Annotated in this window: 13 protein-coding genes; 4 read left to right on the top strand and 9 right to left on the bottom strand. The window is 43.7% G+C overall.

All coding sequences use genetic code 11. From position 1 onward, the window contains the following. Positions 1–75 precede the first annotated feature (75 nt). The 7 genes from HMPREF1532_RS12010 to HMPREF1532_RS11980 all read right to left on the bottom strand — a co-directional run bounded on the left by HMPREF1532_RS12010 (position 76) and on the right by HMPREF1532_RS11980 (position 7,375). Positions 76–1,311, bottom strand: coding sequence for a sodium ion-translocating decarboxylase subunit beta (locus tag HMPREF1532_RS12010; protein WP_005929719.1), 1,236 nt, complete (start codon positions 1,309–1,311; stop codon positions 76–78). Further along, positions 1,311–3,140: a biotin/lipoyl-containing protein gene (locus tag HMPREF1532_RS12005; RefSeq protein ID WP_005929716.1), complete on the bottom strand. Its 1,830-nt coding sequence runs from the start codon at positions 3,138–3,140 to the stop codon at positions 1,311–1,313. The genes HMPREF1532_RS12010 and HMPREF1532_RS12005 overlap by 1 nt, the downstream gene beginning before the upstream one ends. Positions 3,141–3,159: 19 nt before the next feature. Beyond that, a complete protein-coding gene (locus tag HMPREF1532_RS12000) occupies positions 3,160–3,417 on the bottom strand; it encodes an OadG family protein (RefSeq protein ID WP_005929713.1) in 258 nt (85 codons plus the stop codon). A 299-nt stretch (positions 3,418–3,716) separates the two neighbouring features. Then, positions 3,717–5,291 (bottom strand): peptide chain release factor 3, encoded by a 1,575-nt coding sequence (locus HMPREF1532_RS11995; RefSeq protein WP_005929710.1) that lies wholly within the window; start codon positions 5,289–5,291, stop codon positions 3,717–3,719. Positions 5,292–5,299: 8 nt separating this feature from the next. Then, positions 5,300–6,154, bottom strand: coding sequence for a dTDP-4-dehydrorhamnose reductase (gene rfbD, locus HMPREF1532_RS11990; RefSeq protein ID WP_005929706.1), 855 nt, complete (start codon positions 6,152–6,154; stop codon positions 5,300–5,302). A gap of 3 nt (positions 6,155–6,157) precedes the next feature. After that, positions 6,158–6,700, bottom strand: coding sequence for a DUF4924 family protein (locus HMPREF1532_RS11985; RefSeq protein ID WP_005929704.1), 543 nt, complete (start codon positions 6,698–6,700; stop codon positions 6,158–6,160). Positions 6,701–6,721: 21 nt separating this feature from the next. Then, positions 6,722–7,375: a LysE family translocator gene (locus HMPREF1532_RS11980; protein ID WP_005929702.1), complete on the bottom strand. Its 654-nt coding sequence runs from the start codon at positions 7,373–7,375 to the stop codon at positions 6,722–6,724. 276 nt (positions 7,376–7,651) lie between these two features. Here HMPREF1532_RS11980 and purL point away from each other — a divergent pair, with 276 nt between their 5' ends. The 4 genes from purL to HMPREF1532_RS11955 all read left to right on the top strand — a co-directional run bounded on the left by purL (position 7,652) and on the right by HMPREF1532_RS11955 (position 16,995). Then, positions 7,652–11,356: a phosphoribosylformylglycinamidine synthase gene (gene purL, locus HMPREF1532_RS11970; protein WP_005929699.1), complete on the top strand. Its 3,705-nt coding sequence runs from the start codon at positions 7,652–7,654 to the stop codon at positions 11,354–11,356. Between the two features lie 295 nt (positions 11,357–11,651). Next, positions 11,652–15,659, top strand: coding sequence for a hybrid sensor histidine kinase/response regulator transcription factor (locus HMPREF1532_RS11965; protein ID WP_005929696.1), 4,008 nt, complete (start codon positions 11,652–11,654; stop codon positions 15,657–15,659). After that, positions 15,643–16,176, top strand: a complete 534-nt coding sequence (locus HMPREF1532_RS11960; RefSeq protein WP_005929693.1) for a chromate transporter — start codon at positions 15,643–15,645, stop codon at positions 16,174–16,176. The genes HMPREF1532_RS11965 and HMPREF1532_RS11960 overlap by 17 nt, the downstream gene beginning before the upstream one ends. A gap of 270 nt (positions 16,177–16,446) precedes the next feature. Continuing rightward, entirely contained in the window at positions 16,447–16,995 is a 549-nt protein-coding gene (locus HMPREF1532_RS11955; protein ID WP_005929691.1) for a chromate transporter, read from the top strand. A gap of 108 nt (positions 16,996–17,103) precedes the next feature. On the opposite strand, the gene HMPREF1532_RS11950 is transcribed toward HMPREF1532_RS11955, so the two are convergent. Next, complete coding sequence (locus HMPREF1532_RS11950) at positions 17,104–18,609, bottom strand: glycoside hydrolase family 10-like protein (protein WP_005929689.1); 1,506 nt, start codon at positions 18,607–18,609, stop codon at positions 17,104–17,106. 60 nt (positions 18,610–18,669) lie between these two features. Continuing rightward, the gene (locus HMPREF1532_RS11945; protein WP_005929686.1) at positions 18,670–20,607 is read right to left on the bottom strand and encodes a sensor histidine kinase; all 1,938 of its coding nucleotides are present in this window, start codon (positions 20,605–20,607) and stop codon (positions 18,670–18,672) included. Positions 20,608–20,710 lie beyond the last annotated feature (103 nt).

Below are 20,710 nucleotides of genomic sequence, written 5' to 3'. Positions count from 1 at the left end.
AATTTCAACGATTCATGAAATCCTCATATATTCCGGATAATTTTTCTTATAAAACAAGGGTAATATTAAAAATATTTACGCCAAGAACGAAATCAGCACTCCCGCAGCCACGGCCGAGCCGATAACCCCGGAAATATTACTTGCCATGCAATACTGCAACACATGATTTTTCGAATCGTACTTCAAAGCTATTTCATTTGCCACACGGCTGGCCATAGGTACGGCACTCAGTCCGGTAGCACCGATCAGCGGATTGATCTTTTTCTTGGAGAAGAGATTGAACAGCTTCACAAAAAGAATACCTCCGGCAATACTTAATGCAAAAGCAAGGAAGCCGCCCACTACGATACCGATTGTTGTCCAATTCAAGAAAGCCTCCGTAGTCATGGTTGCACCTACCGAGAGCCCGAGGAAAATGGTAGCTGCATTCATGATGCTATTAGAAGCGGCATCAAACAGACGGAACGTATTGCTACCGATCTCTTTCACCAGATTACCGAACATCAACATACCGATCAAAGGCACGGCACTCGGCACAAAAAGGGCAACAACCGTAGTCACCACAATCGGGAAAACAATCTTCAAAACGCGCAGATTCTTGATCTCAGTCTTTGAAGGATACTTCTTCTCCTCCTCCTTCATATTGATGCTCAACTCTTTCTTACTGCAAAGCAGACGGACTACCATCGGAATAATTACCGGTACCAAAGCCATATAAGAATATGCAGCAATAGCAATCGGCCCCAACAGATGCGGAGCTAACTTAATAGTGGTAAAGATGGCCGTAGGACCGTCAGCACCACCGATAATACCTAATGAAGCGGCTTCTTTGGGAGTAAATCCCATCAGGATAGCCACTAACAGCACTGTAAAGATGCCCAACTGAGCGGCTGCTCCGAATATAGAGAGATGCAGATTGCGCAACATCGGACCGAAATCGGTCAATGCACCTACACCCATAAAAATAATCGGCGGCAGAAAGCCGGTCTTTATCAACATATAATAGATGAAGTTCATCAATCCCAATTCATGGGCAATGTCGTGTAAGGGCATTTCCCAAATGCTCTTCATCACACCGTTCACCATCACCATACCGTTTTCGTCCGCTTGGATCACTCCCATATCACCGCCCGGAAAGTTGGCAAGCAACACACCGAAAGCGATGGGCACCAATAACAATGGTTCATACTGTTTCTTAATGCCCAGATAGAGCAGAACGAAAGCGATGGCGTACATTATCAGAAACTGCGGTTCGGCAATGATATTACTGAAAGCAGTCATGTCGTATAAGTTCTCAAATATCTCGTTCATTATCCTATCTTCATTAATACATCATCTTCAGAAACAGTATCTCCCGGATTGACACAAATAGCTGTCACCGTGCCACCGAATTCCGCACGGATAGCATTGTAGGTCTTCATGGCTTCCACATAGCAGAGTACATCACCCTCCTTCACCGCATCACCTACTTTCAAAGCCGTCTCCTGTGCATTTTTCACCAAGAAGAATTTTCCTTCCAATGGAGAAAGTACATCTTTGCCCTCTCCTGCCGGAGCAGTGGCTGCCGGCGCAACAGGGAGTTCGGCATCACCGTAAGCCACCGTAACACGATAAGCTTGTCCGTCTACTTGTACGGTGAGAGTTTTCGGTTTGGCGTCTTCCAACGGAGATTTATCCCGTTCGGTACGACGCTTGGCAACATCTTCCAGGAAGTCTTCTTTCGCTTTGCCACTTTTATAAGCCTCGTATTGTGCAGGATGCATGGCATATTCAAAGAGTTCCTCATCGTCCTGCCCTGTCTCCCACTTCTGCTCTTTCATCAATTTACGATATTTATCGAGCGCATCGGGATAGTTATCCTGCGGATTGCCATCGAAGAACTTACGGCCTTCGCGTTCGGCTTTCTCGATAATTTCGGGAGCCAATTGCCCCGGCAGACGTCCTGCTTTACCCAAAATCATATCCCAGATATCATCGGCAATCATTCCCCAACGGTCTTTACCTTTCTCCATAGCGATCACGTTCATCATAGCCAGATTCTTGACGTATTGGCTGAACGGCGTCACCAAAGGAGGATAGCCCACACGGGGCCATACATAAGCCACTTCGTTGAACAGTTTGATAAGCAGTTGATCCTGCGTCATAAAGGGCAGATTGTGTTTCGCTTTGTATTTGTTGATAGACTCTAAATTAGTTTCCAAATCGGCCATAAGGCTGCCCATCATACCACCCGGGAGCCCAGGAGCAATCAGTAGAGAATTCATCAGGCGGTTCTTCGGACTGATGTAGAGACCGAGAAAATCGTCCATAAATTCCTGCACCAAAGCACGTACTTTCATGTAAGCCTCCATATTGATCTCCGGCACCTGGAATCCTGCATCTTTCAGCATGGCCTGCACACTGAGCAGATCGGCATGTCCGGTTCCCCACGAGAGGGGTTCCATCCCTACGTCGATATAGTCGCATCCGGCTTCACAGACTTCGAGAATGCTTGCCATATTGAAACCGGGCCCGGCATGGCTATGATACTGAATGGGGATTTCGGGATGCGCAGCCTTGATATTGGCTACTATTTTACCCAAAGAAACGGGACGGCCGATGCCTGCCATATCCTTGATACAAATTTCATCGGCTCCCAATTTGATTAATTCCAAAGCCATGTTGGTGTAATACTCCACCGTGTGAATGGGGGAATGGGTAATGCAGAGCGAGCATTGCGAAATCATACCGGCATCGTGGGCGTAGGTAATAGAGGGAGCAATGTTACGGACATCATTCAATCCGCAGAAAGTACGTGTGATGTCAGTACCCTGAGCTTTCTTTACCTTATAGAAGAGTTTACGCACATCGGCAGGAACAGGACTCATGCGAAGTCCGTTGAGAGCACGATCGAGCATATGAGTTTGTATACCGGCTTCGTGGAAAGGTTTTGTCCAGTCACGGACAGCACGGTTGGGATTTTCACCAAATAAAAGATTTACTTGTTCAAAACCACCGCCATTGGTTTCAACACGGGCAAAACATCCCATTTCGATAATAGCAGGAGCTACTTTAACGAGCTGGTCTACACGGGGTACATACTTTCCGGCACTCTGCCACATGTCTCTGAAAACCAAGCTGAATTTGATTTCTTTTTTCATATTCCTAATTAGTTGTGTTTTACAATTTTTCTACTTTCGATACTTTACCCTTGCCTTGGGTTACTACATTGACGGCGGCAGTAATGGCAGCTAAGATATTACCGGGAATAGCCGCAGGAACGCGGGAAGCCTGTTTGGCAGGTACGACTTCTTCCGGAGCATATTTGTTGACCAACGAAATCAATAGTTTACCCAGATAAATGACGATAAGTAAAATTACGAACACAGTAGCCATACCGACTACCATCAGCAAAAACGCTGTTTCTAAGTTTTCCATATAATAAATTATTAGTTGTTTGATCGATTTTTCAAAAAATCGTTCGAAATTACCAATAAAAGAAGAAAAAATAAAGGAGGAAAAGAATAAAAAAAGCTAAATCGCAATTAGAAATAATGTGCCAATAAATAATGTGCCAATAAATAATGTGCCAATAGGACAATGTGCCAATGTGACAATATGCCAATAAAAAGAATGCGTTAATGAGATAATGGGATAATATACCAATGTGCCAATCAGCATTCGCTATAACAGCGCAGCTAATTGGCACATTGGCATATTCTCCTATTGGCACATTATTAAAACTCGCTCGTGAAATGGAATTTGATGTTCTTAAAATCTATTTGTGCCATTTGCAATACATAATTGGAGTCGGCAAGGAACACATCGCGCCCTTCACGGTCTTTTGCCATGTATTGATATTTGCGCTTCTTGAAAGCTTCCAGTTCTTCGGGATCATCACTTTCAATCCAGCAGGCTTTATAAAGGCTTAGCGGTTCCCAACGGCACGAAGCGTTATATTCATTGAGCAGACGATATTGGATTACCTCAAACTGGAGTTGCCCCACCGTACCGACGATTTTGCGACCGTTGAACTGATTGACGAACAACTGTGCCACACCCTCGTCCATCAACTGATCGATACCTTTGGCAAGTTGTTTCTGTTTCATCGGATCGGCATTCTCTATGTATTTGAACATCTCCGGAGAGAAACTGGGTAATCCACGGAAATGCAATTGCTCGCCCTCTGTCAGCGTATCACCGATTTTGAAAGTTCCGTTATCCGGCAGACCGATAATATCACCGGCATACGCTTCATCAATTGTCGTTTTGCGCTGCGCCATAAACTGGGTAGGCGATGAAAAACGCATCGTCTTGCCATGACGCACGTGCAAATAGGGTGCATTACGCGTAAACTTACCCGAACAGATTTTACAGAAAGCGATACACGAACGGTGATTCGGATCGATATTGGCCGTAATCTTAAAAACGAATCCGGTAAACTTCGGTTCATCCGGTTCCACCTCACGCTCCTCGGCCTGCACAGGACGGGGACTCGGAGCAATCTCTACGAAACAGTTCAAAAGTTCCTGAACACCGAAGTTATTCAATGCCGAACCGAAAAACACAGGAGCGCATTCTCCTGCCAGATAAGTCTCGTTATCGAATTCAGGATAAACACCTTCAATCAATTCCAGATCACCACGTAGTTTATCTGCCAGTGTTTCACCAATCTGCTTGTCCAGTTCATCGCTGTTGATATCGACTTCCACTTTCTCCGTCACCACCTGTTTCGAGGGTTGATAAAGATCTAACTTATTCTCATATATATTATATACGCCTTTAAAACGCGGTCCCTGCTCTATCGGCCAAGAAAGCGGACGTACCTGAATCATCAGTTCTTCTTCCAGCTCATCGAGCAGATCGAACGGATCTTTTCCCTCTCGGTCCATTTTATTGACGAAGATGATAACAGGCGTATTACGCATGCGGCATACCTCCATCAACTTACGCGTTTGCGTCTCCACACCTTTGGCACCGTCCACCACAATGATAACACTGTCTACGGCAGTCAGTGTGCGATAAGTATCTTCGGCAAAGTCTTGGTGACCCGGGGTATCGAGGATGTTAATCTTATAATCACGGTAGTCAAACTCCATCACGGAGGTGGTTACCGAAATACCACGCTGTTTCTCGATCTCCATCCAGTCCGAGGTTGCCGTCTTTTTGATTTTATTACTTTTCACCGCACCGGCCACCTGTATCTGTCCACCAAAAAGCAATAACTTTTCTGTCAAAGATGTCTTACCGGCATCCGGGTGCGCAATAATAGCGAATGTCCGCCTTCTTTGTATTTCTGTATTTTCTGCCATATTGTAAATTAGTCATTCAATAGTGCCACGCAACGCGCAAGGCTCTCTTCCCAATGCGGGATTTCAATATCGAAAGTGGTTTTAATCTTTGTCTTATCCAATACGGAATAGGCCGGACGGGGAGCTTTTGCCGGATAATCCGCCGTATGAAGCGGACGTACTTTGCAAGTGACAATACCCGCCAGACGATGAATTGCCTTCGTAAAATCATACCATGAACAGACACCTTCATCGCTGAAATGATAAATTCCGGGCACTACACCTTTATTTATAATAGCATAAATGGCAGATGCCAGATCGTTGGCATAAGTCGGCGTTCCCACTTGGTCGAAAACAACCCCAAGATTGTCACGCTCACGTCCCAGGCGCATCATGGTCTTTACGAAATTATTTCCATAGATGGAATAAAGCCATGCTGTACGGATTATAACCGCCTTCTCGCATCCTTCGGCAACAGCCTGCTCTCCCGCCAACTTGGTGAAACCATATACGGAAGCCGGACAAGTAGGTTCGTCTTCATTGTAAGGGATGTGAGCTGTTCCATCGAAAACGTAATCCGTAGAAACCTGTATAATGGCGGCACCACGGCTTTGCGCGGCACGCGCCAGATATCCCGGAGCCACATGATTCAGCTTATCACACAATTCACGGTTATCCTCTGCATTATCTACTGCCGTATATGCGGCACAATTCACGATCACGTCGATTTCATTTTCCGTAACAAATGCACGTACGGCCTGTTCGTCGCAAATATCCAGTTCCCGGACATCGGTAAAAAAATAAATGTGCTGCGGATTCTCTTTGGCAAGCACCTGCATCTCGTTGCCAAGTTGTCCATTGGCTCCGGTTACTAATATTCTCATATATTAATCTTCTAATTTCAATTCTCCTTTTTTATCCTTGTCATAGTAATTGGCCAACAATGACAGGAAACCGCTGATAGCCTCTATCGCCTTTGTCGTTTCGGGACTGATCTCCTTCTTTTGCAAACGAAGCAACATCACGCCGTACAATGCTTCAAAGCAAGTCTCCAGTTCGGGTTCTTCCTTCCGGCCGTTTTTACTGCGCAATTCCACTATGAAAGGAAGCGCCTTAAAATAAGCGGCATTATAGAATGGGAACTTCGGCGATGCAAGCAAAGCATTATGTAAATCCGTCAGATTGATAATAACGTTCCGATTGATCTGCAAGTGTCCTTTCTCACGCACGTCCTCTTCGCGCATCATCCCGATAAGATTACCGTACCATTCGCGTAAGGCCGGACGCTCTTCTTCCGGATAACGGGAAATGATCGTCTGCTCTACCCGGTCGATATCACAACCATTGGCACGGATCATATCCTCTACCTGCCACATATATATAAGGTATTCGGCAATATTCTTTTCTTTCAACTGTCCTGCTATCTTCATTTCTTCAATTTTCCTTTATTATCAATAAATCGATTCTCCGAGCAGCGTGTACACTAACCCTACTGCCGATACCAGCATAACAATACTGCCTATGATGCGGTTCAATATCCAGATACCCCGCAGATTGAATTTCTTGCGCACTTTATTAACAAAAAAAGTGATTCCGAACCACCAGACCAATGCACCGATAGCGATCGCCAGATAACCGGTAATGGTTTCGAAAAGCAAAACCCCGGGCTGCAGGAAAGCAAAACGGGCAAAAAGACCGATAAAGAGAAAGATTATAAGAGGATTGGAAAGTGTGACGGCAAATGCCGTAACAAAATTATGGAAATAAGAGCCTTTATTAGTGGATGCCGGACGAATGGACTTGACCGGATTACTGCGAAACGTATAAATTCCGAAGACAAGCAACATAATGCTTCCCAACAGTTGCAAATAGAAAATATTTTTATCGATATAATCAAAAATAAAACTCATCCCGTATCCGGTAAGAAGCGCATAGGCAATATCGCTCAAAGAAGCTCCCAAACCTGTCACAAAGCCATACCAACGTCCTTTGTTCAGGGTACGCTGGATACACAGGACTCCGACCGGTCCCAACGGAGCAGAGACAATAACGCCGATAGCAAAGCCCTTTATTAATATATCGAGAATTGTTCCTATCTGATTCATGTCGCAAATATCGCACTTTTTTATGAGACAGTCATAGGTTCTTAACGTTTTTTCGATAGGGTTGATACGATAATCGGGAAAAGTGCCGTACTTATCCCACCCGGGCACTGTCGGAAAACTCCACCTGATCCCTCCATGAAAAAAACACGCATAACTTCCAGATACCAATGAATTTGTTTATCTTTGCACCGCAAGAAAGAGAGAAAGGAGCCTGTCTTCAACACCATGAAGAAGCTTTGATCGTAAATCGTAAATTGTAAATCGTAAATATAAAACATGATTCTTTTTTTCAGAACCCCTTCCAAGAGTGTGATTGCCGTAGAGAGCAACCACCCGCTCGCCCCGGACGATAGTGACAAACTTTGCTGGCTTTTTGGAGAAGCTAAAGCGGAAAGTGAAGAAAACCTGAAAGGCTGTTTCGTAGGCCCGCGCCGCGAAATGATTACCCCTTGGAGTACAAATGCCGTAGAGATCACCCAAAACATGGGTATCGAAGGTATCAGCCGCATCGAAGAATACTTCCCGGTAAAAGACGAAAATGCAGACTACGACCCTATGCTGCAACGCATGTACAAAGGGTTGGATCAAAACGTATTCACCACTAACCGCCAACCGGAACCGATTATCTATATCGAAGATTTAGAAGCGTACAATGAAAAGGAGGGACTTGCTCTTTCCAAGGAAGAAATGGACTATCTGAAAAAGGTAGAAAACGACTTGGGCCGTAAACTGACCGATTCGGAAGTATTCGGTTTTGCACAAATCAATTCGGAACACTGCCGTCACAAAATCTTCGGCGGCACGTTTATCATCGACGGTGTGGAACAGGAATCTTCCCTCTTCCAGATGATAAAAAAGACCACACAGGAAAATCCTAATAAAATAATCTCCGCCTATAAAGACAACGTTGCCTTTGCAGAAGGCCCGGTAGTGGAACAGTTTGCACCGGCCGACCATTCCAAACCCGATTTCTTCCAAATCAAAGACATTAAAAGCGTCATCTCTCTGAAAGCGGAAACACACAACTTCCCCACTACCGTAGAGCCTTTCAACGGCGCATCGACCGGTACAGGAGGTGAAATACGCGACCGTATGGGTGGCGGTAAAGGTTCATGGCCCATTGCCGGAACTGCCGTTTACATGACATCGTATCCCCGTACGGATGAAGACCGTCCATGGGAAGAAATCCTGCCTGTACGTAAATGGTTGTATCAGACTCCGGAACAAATCCTGATCAAAGCCTCCAACGGTGCCAGTGACTTCGGAAACAAGTTCGGACAGCCGCTTATCTGCGGTTCGGTATTGACTTTCGAACACAAGGAAAACAATGAAATATACGGCTACGACAAAGTAATCATGCTGGCAGGCGGTGTAGGCTACGGCACACAGCGCGACTGCTTGAAAGGACAACCCGAAGCCGGCAATAAAGTAGTCGTAATCGGTGGTGACAATTACCGTATCGGACTGGGTGGCGGCTCGGTATCTTCGGTAGATACAGGCCGTTACAGTAGCGGTATCGAACTGAATGCCGTGCAGCGTGCCAACGCAGAAATGCAGAAACGTGCCAACAATGTGGTACGTGCCCTTTGCGAGGAAGACGAGAACCCGGTAGTGTCCATTCACGACCACGGTTCGGCCGGCCACGTCAACTGTCTATCGGAATTGGTAGAAGAATGCGGCGGCCTGATCGATATGAGCAAATTACCAATCGGCGACAAAACCCTTTCTGCCAAAGAAATCATAGCCAACGAATCACAGGAACGCATGGGGCTTCTCATCAAGGAAGAAGCTATCGAGCATGTACGCAAGATTGCCGAACGCGAACGTGCTCCGATGTACGTAGTAGGTGAAACGACCGGCGACCATCGCTTTGCTTTCCAACAAGCTGACGGCATACGTCCGTTCGATTTGGCGGTAGACCAGATGTTCGGTTCGTCTCCAAAAACTTACATGATAGACAAAACCGTAGAACGTCACTACGAAATGCCTGTGTATGAACAACCTAAGCTGCACGAATACCTCACCAATGTATTACAGTTGGAAGCAGTAGCCTGTAAAGACTGGCTGACAAATAAAGTAGACCGTTCCGTAACAGGAAAAGTAGCCCGTCAGCAATGTCAGGGCGAAATACAGTTGCCACTAAGCGATTGCGGTGTCGTAGCACTGGACTACCGCGGCGAAAAAGGTATCGCCACCTCTATCGGACATGCCCCGCAAGCGGCATTGGCCGATCCGGCAGCCGGTTCCATTCTCTCTGTCAGTGAAGCACTGACCAATCTGGTATGGGCACCTATGGCCGAAGGTATGGACAGCATTTCATTATCGGCCAACTGGATGTGGCCCTGCCGCTCTCAAGAGGGAGAAGATGCCCGTCTGTACACAGCCGTAAAGGCATTAAGCGATTTCTGCTGTGCTCTGCAAATCAATGTACCTACAGGAAAAGACTCTTTGTCCATGACTCAGAAATATCCCGACGGCGAGAAAGTAATCTCTCCGGGAACCGTGATCGTTTCTGCCGGCGGCGAAGTTTCCGACGTAAAGAAAGTAGTTTCTCCCGTACTGGTAAACAATGAAAAGACAACGCTCTATCATATAGACTTCAGCTTCGATGCACTGAAGTTAGGCGGCTCTGCCTTTGCACAGTCATTAGGTAAAGTAGGCGACGAGGTGCCTTGCGTACAAGATGCCGAATATTTCCGTGATGCATTCTTAGCTGTACAGGAATTAGTGAAAAAGGGTCTGATCCTTGCAGGACACGACATTTCGGCAGGAGGTCTTATCACCACACTGCTCGAGATGTGCTTCGCCAATGTGGAAGGCGGTCTCGACATCAACTTAGACAAAATGAAAGAAAACGATATGGTAAAAATTCTCTTTGCCGAGAATCCGGGTATCGTGATCCAAATTGCCGATAAACATAAAGAAGAGGTGAAAAAAATCCTGGAAGATGCCGGTATAGGCTTCATCAAATTGGGTAAGCCAACCGACGAACGCCACATTCTGGTATCGAAAGACGGGGTTACTTACCAATTCGGTATCGACTATATGCGCGACGTATGGTATGCTTCCTCTTACCTGCTCGACCGTAAACAATCCATGAACGGCTGTGCCAAGAAACGTTTTGAGAATTACAAGATGCAACCTCTGGAATTCGCATTCATGCCGACTTTCAAAGGAAAACTGTCTCAATACGGCATCACACCGGACCGCCGCACCCCAAGCGGTATCCGTGCTGCCATCATCCGTGAAAAAGGAACGAACGGTGAACGCGAAATGGCTTATTCACTCTACTTGGCAGGCTTCGATGTGAAAGATGTGACAATGACCGACCTTATCAGTGGCCGCGAGACACTGGAAGATGTAAACATGATTGTTTACTGTGGAGGTTTCTCCAACTCGGATGTATTGGGCTCTGCCAAAGGATGGGCAGGAGGCTTCCTGTTCAATCCGAAAGCCAAGGAAGCGCTCGACAAATTCTATGCCCGTGAAGACACCCTGTCATTAGGTATCTGTAATGGTTGCCAGTTGATGATGGAATTGGGACTTATCAATCCGGAACACAAAAAGCAAGGTAAGATGCTTCACAACGACTCTCATAAGTTCGAATCCACTTTCATAAGCCTGACCATCCCGACTAACCGCAGTGTGATGTTCGGTTCATTAAGTGGCAGTAAGTTAGGTATTTGGGTAGCCCACGGAGAAGGAAAATTCTCTTTGCCTTATGGCGAAGACAAATACAATGTAGTCGCCAAATATTCGTATGACGAATATCCGGGCAACCCGAACGGTTCGGATTATTCAATAGCGGCTTTAGCCAGTGCAGACGGTCGTCATTTAGCAATGATGCCACACTTGGAACGTGCTATCTTCCCTTGGCAGAACGCATGCTATCCGGCCGACCGCATCCATAGCGATCAAGTAACCCCTTGGATCGAAGCATTCGTTAATGCACGCAAATGGGTGGAAGATAAAATGAAATAATACGACTTTAAAGATTATCCCTCTAAAGATAACATTTTCAAAAGCTGTCACTATATGAAGTGACAGCTTTTTTTACATAATGTTTCAAGCAGGCATTCTCTTTTCCTAAAGTTAAAAGAAGTAACTGTCACAATGTACACAATATACAAAACCTTGTACACTTTAATCAAGTAGAAGTATAAAACAGAATCCTATCTTCCTGATTTATTTTGTTATATCGAAAATACTTCTTAATTTTGTAACACAATCATCCCCCCTTAAAGCTAAGTTTTGTAACTCTAAATGTCTTACTAACATGAAGAAATGGCTTATTATTTTGTTACTATTTCCATTTTCTTGTATAGCGCAAATCTACAAATACATAGGTGTAGAAGATGGGCTGAGCAACAGGCGGGTATATTCTATCCAAAAAGACCGGAAAGGATATATGTGGTTTCTCACTCATGAAGGTATAGACCGTTACAACGGTAAAGAGTTCAAACAATACAAACTAATGGACGGCAAAGAAGAAGTCAACTCTTTACTGAATCTGAACTGGCTATACATCGACACGGAAGGTGTATTATGGGAAATAGGGAAAAAAGGAAAAGTATACCGATACGATAAAGCCCACGACACCTTTGAACTGGTATACAAACTCCCCGTTGTGGAAAACAAAGACATGCCGGCACCTGTCAGCTACAGTTACATCGACAACAGTCATACAATCTGGTTGTGTTGTGAAAAGAGTATCTATCTGTATGATACAAAATCTCAAGACACCACCGAAATAGCCAATGCAATAGACGAAACCATTACGGATATCGCACAAATAGACGAAACACACTTCTTTATAGGTACAGAAAAAGGGATACACTATGCAGAATTGAAACAGGGTACGCTTTCACTCATCCATTGTGATAAATTGGATAAAATCGCAGTACAGATTAATGAATTGTATTTCGATCAGAAAACGAAAAAATTATTTATCGGAACTTTTCAACGGGGTATTTATGTCTATGACATGAATACCAAACAAAGTTTCCAGCCTCAGATAACCCTGACAGACATCAGCATCAATGCCATCAAGCCCTTAAATAACAAAGAACTGCTGATAGCTACCGATGGTGCAGGGGTATTCGAAATGAATATTGATTCCTATCAGGCCAACCCTTATATCGTAGCCGATTATAATAAAAACAATGCTATGAACGGCAATAGTATCAACGATATTTATGTAGACGAAGAAGACCGCATCTGGCTGGCCAACTACCCGATAGGGGTTACCGTACGCAACAATCGCTATTCTGGTTATAACTGGATAAAACACTCCATTGGCAACAAGCAATCACTGATTAATGATCAGGTAAACAGTATCATAGAAGATTCCGAAGGCGATCTTTGGTTTGGCACCACTAACGGTATCAGTCTCTACTATTCCAAGACTAAACAGTGGCACTCTTTTCTCAGTTCATTTGAATCCACAAACAATAAAAATCATATTTTTACCACTTTATGTGAGGTAGCCCCCGGCATAATCTGGGCAGGAGGATATAATTCCGGTATGTATCAAATCAACAAAAAAAGTTTATCTGTCGAATATTTCACTCCTTCCCTGTTCTCACATCTGAACATACGCCCGGATAAATATATCCGGACCATTATGAAAGATTCCCGGAATGATATCTGGTCAGGGGGATATTACAATTTGAAACGGATCGACATCACCAAGAAAACGATACGTCTTTATAGCGGTTTGAACTCTATCACCTCCATTGTAGAGAAAGACAGTGCCGAAATGTGGATCGGCACAGCCACCGGATTGTATCTGTTAGACAAAGAATCCGGCGGATTCGAACGCATCAAATTACCGGTCGAGTCAACTTACATATACTCACTGTATCAAGAAGATGGTAACCTCTATATAGGAACCAGTGGTTCGGGATTATTGATATACGATCCGAAAGTAAAACTTTTCACTCATTATCATACGGAAAACTGTGCATTGATATCCAATAATATCTACACCATACTATCCGACCACCATGGTGAGATATTTATCAGTACGGAAAACGGATTGAGCAGTTTCGTCCCAAAACTGAGAACTTTCCATAACTGGACCAGAGAACAAGGTTTGATGACCATTCATTTCAATGCCGAATCAGGTACATTACGGAGCAACGGTTTCTTTGTATTCGGAAGTTCAGACGGAGCGGTAGAATTTCACAAAGACATGAAGATACCGAGAACTTACTCCTCCAAAATGGTTTTCAGTGACTTTAACCTGTTTTATCAGACCGTCTATCCGGGAGACAAAAACTCCCCGCTTCAAACGGATATCGACGATACTCAAGTCCTTAAATTAAAATATAACCAGAACATATTTTCTGTAAAAGTATCGTCCATCAATTACGACTATCCTTCTAATATTCTCTATTCTTATAAGATGGAAGGATTCTACGACGAATGGAGTAAACCAGATGACGAAAACACAATCCGTTTCACAAATCTGAGTCCGGGAGAATATGTATTACACGTGAGAGCCATATCCAACGAGGACAGGAAAATAGTTCTGGAAGAACGGAGTATGAAAATCATCATAGCCCAACCGGCCTGGCTTTCACTGTGGGCATTATTACTTTATGCAGTTGTCTTGGGTCTGATAGGTATCAGCGCTATCCGGCTTATCATGCTGAGAAAACAAAGGAAAGTATCTGATGAAAAGATACACTTCTTCATCAATACGGCACATGATATCCGTACTCCACTGACTCTCATCAAAGCGCCATTGGAAGAGCTGCGGGAAAAAGAACAACTCAGCAAAGACGGCATTGCCAATACCAATACGGCGCTACGCAATGTAAACGCATTGTTGCGCCTGACCACCAATCTGATCAACTTCGAACGGGCAGATGTATACTCCTCGGAACTATACATATCGGAATACGAGCTGAATACCTATATGGCAGAAACCTTCAATGCATTCCGCCCCTATGCCACAGTGAAGCATATCAACTTTACGTATGAAAGTAATTTCCGTTACCTGAACGTATGGTTCGACAAAGAGAAAATGGATTCGATATTAAAAAATATCATTTCAAACGCTTTGAAGTACACTCCCGAAAGTGGTAGTGTACATGTATTTGTCTGCGAAAATGACGATACTTGGAGTGTTGAAGTAAAGGATACAGGTATCGGCATCCCGGCAAATGAACAAAAGAAGCTTTTCAAAATACATTTCCGGGGAAGCAATGCCATCAATTCGAAAGTGACAGGTAGCGGTATTGGTCTCATGCTGGTATGGAAACTGGTACACCTTCACAAAGGAAAAATCCATCTAAGCAGTATCGAACACCAAGGATCGATCATCAAAGTAACGTTCCCTAAAGACAATAAACAATTCCGTAAAGCGCATCTGACAACAAAAACCCGCCAGATCGTACAAGACGAACAAGCTATCTACAGTACCAGCGGCACGCCGGACATTTACGAAAAAGCGAAAAAAGAGCATAATGAAAACCAACAGCGTTTGCTGATTGTCGAAGATAATGATGAACTGCGTAACTATTTGGGACATACGCTCTCGGATATGTACACCATACAGATGTGCAGCAACGGTAAAGAAGCACTCACCATCGTAAAAGAATATAAGCCGGAACTTATCATCTCCGACATCATGATGCCGGAAATGCGTGGAGACGAACTGTGTGCAGCAATCAAGAACGATATCGAGACATCACACATTCCAATCATCCTACTTACTGCATTGAACGATGAAAAGAACATATTGGAAGGACTCAAAATCGGCGCAGACGAATATGTTGTGAAGCCTTTCAACATAGGCATATTGAAGGCAACCATAGTCAATCTGTTATCCAACCGTGCTCTGCTACGTAGCAGATATGCCAACTTAGAGCTGAATGACGAGGAAGAGGAAGGAAAATGCCTCAAGTGTTCCGATGATATCGACTGGCAATTTATTGCCACAGTGAAAAAGAGCGTAGAAGAAAATATGGATAATCAAGCTTTCAACGTAGATGTGCTTTGCACATTGCTGAATATGAGCCGTACCAGTTTCTATAACAAAATAAAAGCATTAACAGATCAGGCTCCGGCAGATTATGTCCGCCTAATCCGTCTGAAACGGGCTGCACAACTACTGAGAGAAGGAAAACATTCCATAACTGAAATTGCAGAAATGACAGGTTTCAATGATGCCAAATACTTCCGCGAAGTATTCAAAAAGCATTTCAATGTAAGCCCGAGCAAGTATGCCAGAAAAGAAGAAGAACAGACCAATAAAGAAGATGAACATTTATCTTGAATCATTCGGTATCTTTTTTAAAATAGGTGCCTTTACAATCGGTGGCGGTTATGCGATGGTGCCACTTATAGAAAACGAAATCGTAACCAAACGAAAATGGATTGCTCAAGAAGACTTTGTCGACTTATTAGCCATCTCACAATCGGCACCGGGTATTCTGGCCGTAAATATTTCTATATTCATCGGATACAAATTAAGAGGAATACGGGGAAGTATAATAACAGCATTAGGCACCATACTACCCTCATTCATCATTATTCTGGCCATTGCCTTATTCTTTCATAATTTTAAGGACAATGTTATTGTGGAACGTATATTCAAAGGAATCCGTCCGGCGGTAGTTGCCCTAATCGCTGTTCCAACATTCAGCATGGCAAAGTCCGCCCGAATCAATCGCTATACAATATGGATTCCCATTGTATCGGCATTGCTTATTTGGCTATTAGGCTTCTCCCCCATCTGGATTATCATTGCAGCAGGAGTGGGAGGTTTCTTATGGGGAAAATTAAAACAGTGATTAGCGATAAGTGATACGCAAGCTGCGCTGCAATATTGGCCAATGCTAATCACTACTTGTCATTAATCACTGATTGCTTATTACTAACCAGTTTTGAAGTCTCCCCCCCAGCCCTCTCCGTGGGAGAGGGAGCTAAGTTGGTTTTGAATCGATTCAGAAGACAGAAGAACAAAAGAACATATTTCTTGTATAGCCTTTACAGGCAGCTTATTTGTTCTTCTGTCTGAAAAAAAATAATCAGTTCATGTCTAATCATTAATCACTAACTTTATGATCTATTTACAACTCTTCTATACTTTCTTCAAAATCGGACTCTTTGGTTTCGGAGGTGGATATGCGATGCTCTCTATGATACAGGGAGAGGTGGTGACCCGTTACGGATGGGTCAGTTCTCAGGAATTTACAGATATTGTGGCTATCAGCCAAATGACTCCGGGCCCTATCGGTATCAATGCAGCAACCTATGTAGGATTTACATCAACGGGCAGTGTATGGGGATCAATTATCGCTACCTTTGCAGTAGTACTACCTTCATTTATTTTAATGTTGACAATCAGTAAATTCTTTCTGAAGTATCAGAAACATCCGGTAGTAGAATCTGTATTTAGCGGCTTACGGCCGGCAGTCGTAGGATTACTTGCATCGGCAGCATTGGTACTTATGAATGTAGAAAACTTTGGTTCGCCAACTAAAGATACTTATACATTCGTAGTGAGTGTTATCATCTTCCTAATAGCCTTTGTAGGAACAAAAAAATACAAAGCAAACCCCATATTAATGATTATTGCTTGCGGAATTGCCGGACTAATACTTTATTAAAAGAGGGGAGATGGGAGAATGGAGAGGAAAGAAGTACTATACAGCGTGATAGCACAGCCTACTTCTCCCATCTCCATTCTCCCATCTCCCTTTTTCGATCTCCCTTTATTAGAGTTTTACTTTTTTGCTTACCGATTTAGATTCGTTATGCAAGCGGTCGAGTGCTGTTACGACATAGCGATATTTAGTCTTACCGTTTTCATAAGGCATCTTGTAGAAATTATTACGAGTAACAGCTACAATATGGGAAGGATCTTCAAGATCAACATCTTCTTTGTTATCAAAGCGATAAACCACATACTGAACAGCTTTGTCCATTTCATCCTCTGCTTTCGGAGCAGTCCAGAAAAGCAGATAGCCGTCGGCGGTCCATACCTTCTTTACCTTACGCACTTTATCAGGTGCTTTATTATCCATAAAATCAAAAACAGGAACAAGCGCGGGATATTTGTGATATTCCTGTACCAAAGCATCACGATATTTTCCGGCATTTTCTATTACAGCACTGGCCGGCCATTGGCAACTTCCGCCAATCGTCTGATAGGCACGTTGCAAAGCCATCTTACGCGGTAACTGATTGATTGAAGAATTATCAGGATCGGCATGCTGAACGGTATTCATCACAGACTGCCCGATAAACAGAGGCCGGTTTTCCGTATTCTTTGCCCACCATTTGACCAATGTTTCATAATCGGCACGCGGATGTCCTACTTCCCAATAAATCTGCGGTATATTATAGTCAACCCAACCTTGACGTGCCCAAAGAAGAACATCTGCATACAGATCGTCATAATTCTGCAAACCGTTCGTTTTACTTCCAAGCGGGTCACTGCTTTCATTCCGGTAAATACCAAAAGGACTGATACCGAATTTCACCCACGGCTTTATCTCACGGATCGTCTCATGAATCTTCTTTATCAGAATATTGACATTGCTGCGACGCCAGTCGGCCTTGTTTGAAAAGCCACCGCCATAACGGGCAAAACTGGCATCATCCGGAAAATCCTTACCGGAAATCGGATAAGGATAAAAATAATCATCCATATGAATCGCATCCACATCATAACGGGAAACAATATCGGTAATCACCATACAAATGTGTTTACGGCTTTCGGGCAAAGCCGGATCAAAATACAACTGATTGCCATAAGTAACAAACCACTCCGGATGAATGTTATAAACATGATTGGCAGCCAAATCGTTATTCTGATTGGTTTTCGTCCGATAAGGATTAATCCATGCATGAAATTCCATCCCACGTTTATGACATTCATCAATCATAAACTGCATAGGATCCCAATAAGGAGAAGGCGCCTGACCTTGTATTCCTGTCAGAAAACGGCTCCAAGGTTCCAATTGTGAAGCATACAAAGCATCGGCTTCCGGGCGTACTTGAAAGATAATCGCATTAATACCGGCACCCTGCAAAGAGTTCAGTTGTCCAACAAGCGTCTGCTTTATTTTTTCAGTAGACATTCCTTTAAATTGTCCGTTGACAGTCTGTATCCACGCAGCGCGAAACTCACGTTTCGGATGGGCATTGCCCGGCGTCTGTGCCTTCACTCCTACTGCAAGGAGTAAGGCCAACAAAATAGTAAAGGTTTTCAGATTCATATGTTTATTCTCAATCTATGTATATGACCGCAAAGATAATACAATCTGAATTATCTCCAACTATCCGACAGGCCATTCCACTACAAAACGTGCTCCATCCAGATAAGTCGTATCCAGATATATTTTTCCGTCTACAATATCCATAATCTGACGGGCGACGGCAAGCCCCAGCCCTGTGCCCGGAGTAAAATTATCAACCTTGACGAACCGTTCGAAAATGGATTCTTTATACTGCGCGTCAATGCCCGGTCCGGTATCTTCGACTATAAAACGGACGAGCCGTTTCTGTTTATCCTCCGTATAAGACAGGCGGATGATACCGGTTTCCGTAAATTTTCCGGCATTAGCAAGCAAAGCAAGGAGTACCCGTTTCACCCACGGATAAACAGCCAACATCATTACCGGTGCCAAAGAAGGAACGTATTGCAATTCGACCCCCTCTTTGACGGACGGAAGTATTTCAGAAACACACTCCTTGCAACAGGTATCCACATCAAAAGAACGTTTAGGCATGTCCTCCGTCAGAGAATCCATATCGGCTATATCCACCACATTATTTACCAGATCGAGCAGATAAGCATTACTGCTTTCTATCTGTGCGGCATATTCCCTATTCTCCTCTTCGCTCACACCACCGGCAGCTATTAACGAAGAAAAACCAACAATAGAATTCAGAGGGGTACGAATTTCATGTGTAATATGCTGTATAAAAGAGCTTTTTATCCGACTGGCTTTTACTACAGCCTTATTGGCCGCATCGAGCTTCTTATTCATTGCCAATGTCCGGATATAAAAATAGGAAAGGATGATCAACAGAATCAGAATACAGGTACTTCCCGTAAGAACGGCAATCAAACGGTTCCGGTTGACTTCGGCACTCAACTCCAACTTCTCCATTTGTAGTTTGTCTACATCAAACTGAATCGTATATTTGCTTAATTTATCGTCCAGTTCTACCGAACGGACAGAATCATTCACCTGATTATAGTAAGTATAGGCTTTACAGGCTTCCTTAAACCGTCTCATAGACTCAAGACATTGTGCTTTAAACAACAAATTGGAAGGATAACAGGCCCCGATAGACTTGTGGTAGTTTTGCAAAGAATCCAGATAAGACAAAACATCGTCAACCTTTCCCATGGTTCGGTAACACATGATTTTGTATCCGAACCATGCATCTTTTGCCGTGCAATCCGGATGTTTCAAATAAAACTCATCAGTCTCATGCAAGTATTTTCCGGCAGCATTTTCTCCCTTACCGGCAAGAGTAGCGATGACACGAAACTGTAAAAAACGCATATAAAGAGGAGCACGCAACTCTTTTCCCGATGTCTTTATTTCCGTGGCAATCTTTTCTAACCGATCGAGGTATGAATGCACGTTTTCATACTCCTGCCGGGCAAGGTAAGTCTGCACAATATTCAAGCAAACCACGTAGGCATCTTCGTAGTATTTGGCTTCCTCAAAAATCTTAAGAGCATTGTTATAATATTCAATACAGAGTTTGACGTTATTACTGAATACCCGATGATTATATCCGATACACATTTCACCGCAGGCTTGCCCGTAACGGCTGTTATTCTTCTCTGCATCTTTACTCAGCAGTTCTGTTTCCGCTATCGCTTCGTCTTGTTTTCCATTTTCGGTCAATCGTTGAATGTAATGACGCCACAACTGATAACGTTCATCCTTTTTATTACGCCTTGTATACCAGTCCATCAACTCATATCCCACAATTCTCAAACTATCCACTTCGCCCAACCGATAATAATGGTCGAACAGTTCGGAATAAGCCGCTTCCATTTGAATAGAATCATTTAAATCCCGTGCTAACTGCATCCATGCGGTATTCACCGGTACAAATCCACTTTTTCCTAACAAATGCCGGGCACTATCGGCCAAGACTTCCAAATTCTTTGTTTTGTCTATGCTCCGTATAGGGAGGTTATATGCAAAAAGAAGAATGACTAAACAGGAAATAACCCGAATACGTTTCATAAGCCAATTCTTTTATTTTCAAGACTTAATGTCGTGACTAAATTACTGCTTTTATTAACAACCGGTCATGACTTATTTCAAATTATAACATATCTTAACCTGT

This window comes from Bacteroides salyersiae WAL 10018 = DSM 18765 = JCM 12988 (assembly GCF_000381365.1).
GTDB classification, from domain to species: Bacteria; Bacteroidota; Bacteroidia; order Bacteroidales; family Bacteroidaceae; genus Bacteroides; species Bacteroides salyersiae.
This window is presented reverse-complemented; position numbering and strand designations above follow the sequence as displayed.